Source organism: Allorhizobium sonneratiae, from assembly GCF_023700755.1.
Classification (GTDB): domain Bacteria; phylum Pseudomonadota; class Alphaproteobacteria; order Rhizobiales; family Rhizobiaceae; genus Allorhizobium; species Allorhizobium sonneratiae.
In genome coordinates, this window is the sequence record NZ_JAMKOJ010000023.1 from 1 (window position 1) to 4373 (window position 4373).

1 tRNA gene and 2 rRNA genes are annotated in these 4373 nt (G+C 53.3%); all 3 read right to left on the bottom strand.

Features of this window, described 5'->3' with window-relative positions:
* Position 1: 1 nt before the first annotated feature.
* The 3 genes from NAC44_RS21045 to NAC44_RS21055 all read right to left on the bottom strand — a co-directional run bounded on the left by NAC44_RS21045 (position 2) and on the right by NAC44_RS21055 (position 3504).
* Positions 2-78 (bottom strand) — tRNA-Met (locus tag NAC44_RS21045).
* Positions 79-163: 85 nt separating this feature from the next.
* Positions 164-278: ribosomal RNA gene (rrf, locus tag NAC44_RS21050) — 5S ribosomal RNA — on the bottom strand.
* A gap of 211 nt (positions 279-489) precedes the next feature.
* Positions 490-3504, bottom strand: a 23S ribosomal RNA gene (locus NAC44_RS21055).
* Between the last annotated feature and the right edge of the window lie 869 nt (positions 3505-4373).

The window sequence follows — 4373 nt, forward strand, 5'->3', positions numbered from 1 at the left end:
TTGGTTGCGGGGGCAGGATTTGAACCTGCGGCCTTCAGGTTATGAGCCTGACGAGCTACCGGGCTGCTCCACCCCGCGTTAACTGTAAAAGGCCGCTTTATGCGGCCTTTGGATTGGGCTGTGAGCCCGCGAGTGATGAGAAGATTATATTTGCCTTTAGCAGACCTGGCAGCGACCTACTCTCCCGCGTCTTAAGACGAAGTACCATTGGCGCTGGGGCGTTTCACGGCCGTGTTCGGAATGGGAACGGGTGCGGCCGCCCCGCCATGACCACCAGGTCGGCTAAGGGCAAAGTGATGAGAAGCTGGAGGCGTTGCCTGTTTTTTTTGAACACGTTTTTTTTGTTTTCAAGGTGTTGACGAGCTGCGCTCGCAAGGCCAAGGGCCGTCGCCGATAGTTCGGCGGGCCGTCCGCAGCGAAGCAAGCTTTGCTTGCGACAGCGTCAGGACAAAACAGATGGCTCATGGAAGATGAGCATAATCAATGAGAACGATGAAGTCGATCGGGCTATTAGTAACGGTAAGCTTCATGCATTGCTGCACTTCCACACCCGTCCTATCAACGTGGTCGTCTTCCACGGCCCTGATAGGGAACACTCGTTTTCAGGTGGGTTTCCCGCTTAGATGCCTTCAGCGGTTATCCCTTCCATATATAGCTACCCTGCTATGCCGTTGGCACGACAACAGGTCCACCAGAGATATGTCCATCCCGGTCCTCTCGTACTAGGGACAGATCCTGTCAATATTCCTACACCCACGGCAGATAGGGACCGAACTGTCTCACGACGTTCTGAACCCAGCTCACGTACCGCTTTAATTGGCGAACAGCCAAACCCTTGGGACCTGCTCCAGCCCCAGGATGCGATGAGCCGACATCGAGGTGCCAAACAACCCCGTCGATATGGACTCTTGGGGGTCATCAGCCTGTTATCCCCGGCGTACCTTTTATCCGTTGAGCGATGGCCCTTCCACGCGGGACCACCGGATCACTATGACCGACTTTCGTCTCTGCTCGACTTGTCAGTCTCGCAGTCAGGCGGGCTTATGCCATTGCACTCGACGACCGATTTCCGACCGGTCTGAGCCCACCATCGCGCGCCTCCGTTACTCTTTCGGAGGCGACCGCCCCAGTCAAACTACCCACCATACACTGTCCCGGACCCGGATAACGGGCCGCGGTTAGACATCCATGACGATAAGGGTGGTATTTCAAGGATGGCTCCACGCAAACTGGCGTCCGCGCTTCAAAGCCTACCACCTATCCTACACATGCCGACACGAATGCCAGTGTAAAGCTATAGTAAAGGTGCACGGGGTCTTTCCGTCTGACCGCAGGAACCCCGCATCTTCACGGGGAATTCAATTTCACTGAGTCTATGTTGGAGACAGCGGGGAAGTCGTTACGCCATTCGTGCAGGTCGGAACTTACCCGACAAGGAATTTCGCTACCTTAGGACCGTTATAGTTACGGCCGCCGTTTACTGGGGCTTCGATTCAGAGCTTGCACCCCTCCTCTTAACCTTCCAGCACCGGGCAGGCGTCAGACCCTATACGTCGTCTTATGGACTTCGCAGAGCCCTGTGTTTTTGATAAACAGTCGCTACCCCCTGGTCTGTGCCACCCCAAAATACTTGCGTATCCTGGGGTCACGCTTCTTCCGAAGTTACGCGTGCAATTTGCCGAGTTCCTTCAACATAGTTCTCTCAAGCGCCTTGGTATACTCTACCTGACCACCTGTGTCGGTTTCGGGTACGGTCTATACGGTGGAGCTATTTCCTGGAACCGCTCCACTGCACATCCAATCCAATAAGAATGTACAATTTGTGCGATCCGTCACTACCACCAGGCCCACGAATATTAACGTGGTTCCCATCGACTACGCGTGTCCGCCTCGTCTTAGGGGCCGGCTAACCCTGCTCAGATTAACTTTAAGCAGGAACCCTTGGTCTTTCGGCGAGAGGGTCTCTCACCCTCTTTATCGTTACTCATGTCAACATTCGCACTTCCGATATCTCCAGGACCCCTCACGGGTATCCCTTCACAGACTTACGGAACGCTCCGCTACCACGTGCTTGCGCACATCCTCAGCTTCGGTGCATGGCTTTAGCCCCGTTACATTTTCGGCGCAAAGACCCTTGTTTAGACCAGTGAGCTGTTACGCTTTCTTTAAATGATGGCTGCTTCTAAGCCAACATCCTGGTTGTTTTGGGATCCTCACATCCTTTCCCACTTAGCCATGACTTGGGGACCTTAGCTGGAGGTCAGGGTTGTTGCCCTCTTCACGACGGACGTTAGCACCCGCCGTGTGTCTGCCGAGTAGTACTCATCGGTATTCGCAGTTTGGTTAGGATCAGTAAGACGGTGAGTCCCCATAGCCCATCCAGTGCTCTACCCCCGACGGTATTCGCTCGACGCACTACCTAAATAGTTTTCGCGGAGAACCAGCTATCTCCGAGTTTGATTGGCCTTTCACCCCTAGCCACAAGTCATCCCAATCTATTGCAACAGATGCGGGTTCGGCCCTCCAGTTGGTGTTACCCAACCTTCAGCCTGCTCATGGCTAGATCACTCGGTTTCGGGTCTAATGCAACTAACTCAATCGCCCTATTCAGACTCGCTTTCGCTGCGCCTACACCTACCGGCTTAAGCTTGCTAGTTACACTAAGTCGTTGACCCATTATACAAAAGGTACGCCGTCAGGCTTGCGCCCTCCGACTGCTTGTAGGCATCCGGTTTCAGGTTCTATTTCACTCCCCTTGTCGGGGTGCTTTTCACCTTTCCCTCACGGTACTTGTTCGCTATCGGTCATGCACGAGTACTTAGGCTTGGAGAGTGGTCTCCCCATGTTCAGACAGGGTTTCACGTGCCCCGCCTTACTCTAGGACAATGAGTGTTCTACGCGTACGGGGCTATCACCCGCTAAGGCCGCTCTTTCCAGAGCGTTCCGCTTTATTCCTCATTGCCACTGGCCTGGTCCGCGTTCGCTCGCCACTACTTGCGGAGTCTCGGTTGATGTCCTTTCCTGCAGGTACTTAGATGTTTCAGTTCCCTGCGTTCGCCTCTTATCCCTATGTATTCAGAATAAGATACCTTATTTGCGATATCTAGAAACCTCTTCTGTTTTCATGTCCTCACGGCCGAAGGCCTACGGACGGTGCGCCGGACGACCGGCGACGCGCCTTGCGCTTGCGGCGCTTCGCGCCGAGACACCCCCCTCGCAAACATGCAAAAGGAACGAACCCGAAGCAAAGCTTCGCAAGGCCAGAGGCCGTCGGCAATCGTTTGCCGCGCCATCGCAGCGCCAGCAGGTCAAAGACCTGCGGTACGGCGCGCGAGATCAAAAAAAACAGAACAGATTTTCTAGATATCTAAGGTGGGTTTCCCCATTCGGAAATCCATGGATCAAAGCTCATTCGCAGCTCCCCACGGCTTATCGCAGCGTATCACGTCCTTCTTCGCCTGTGCATGCCAAGGCATCCACCAAATGCCCTTACGACACTTCATCGTTCTCATTGCTAATGCTCATCNAAAAAAAACAGAACAGATTTTCTAGATATCTAAGGTGGGTTTCCCCATTCGGAAATCCATGGATCAAAGCTCATTCGCAGCTCCCCACGGCTTATCGCAGCGTATCACGTCCTTCTTCGCCTGTGCATGCCAAGGCATCCACCAAATGCCCTTACGACACTTCATCGTTCTCATTGCTAATGCTCATCATTTATTGGGTTTGGAATTCCTATCTTCTTCGCTTGCGCTCAGAAGGGTTCCAAACCTGACCATACGGACAAATCCGAATGAGCCAGACCCAAAAACACCCTACCTTTTACAAGGTGTTCGTCATGATGCCATCAACGTGTTCGATCCGGTCGCTTTATCGGAGCTACGCCNTTTATCTGGATTTGACAGACCCATCCCGTCGGCTTCGCCTCGGGGGTGTCAAATCTGACAATACGGTCAGGCCAAAGCCCGCCGAACCAGAAGAACAGCTACCTTTTAAAACTGTTCATTCAGATGCCATCAACGTGTTCGATCCGGTCGCTTTATCGGAGCTACGCCGAGCAGCTCACTGGCAACCAGATCATTAAGACCAGCTTCTCGAGATTAAATCCGGTACCGCGCGGTCAGGCAACGGTAATCCGATCATTCATCAGACATCGCCAAAGACGATGAACAACGAACAATCCAGAGCGACAAGCTTCCCACCTACCTCCAACCCTTCCCCAAACTCCGGTCGGCTAGACCGTCATAAGGATCACCAGGATTGGGCTCGGACGCTGCAAGGTCTCCCTCGCAACACCTGGAAGCCTCCAGATCAATCTTCTCTTCACAATGTATCAGAACAGGCAAAACTCATTCGAGTTCTGCAAACTTTTA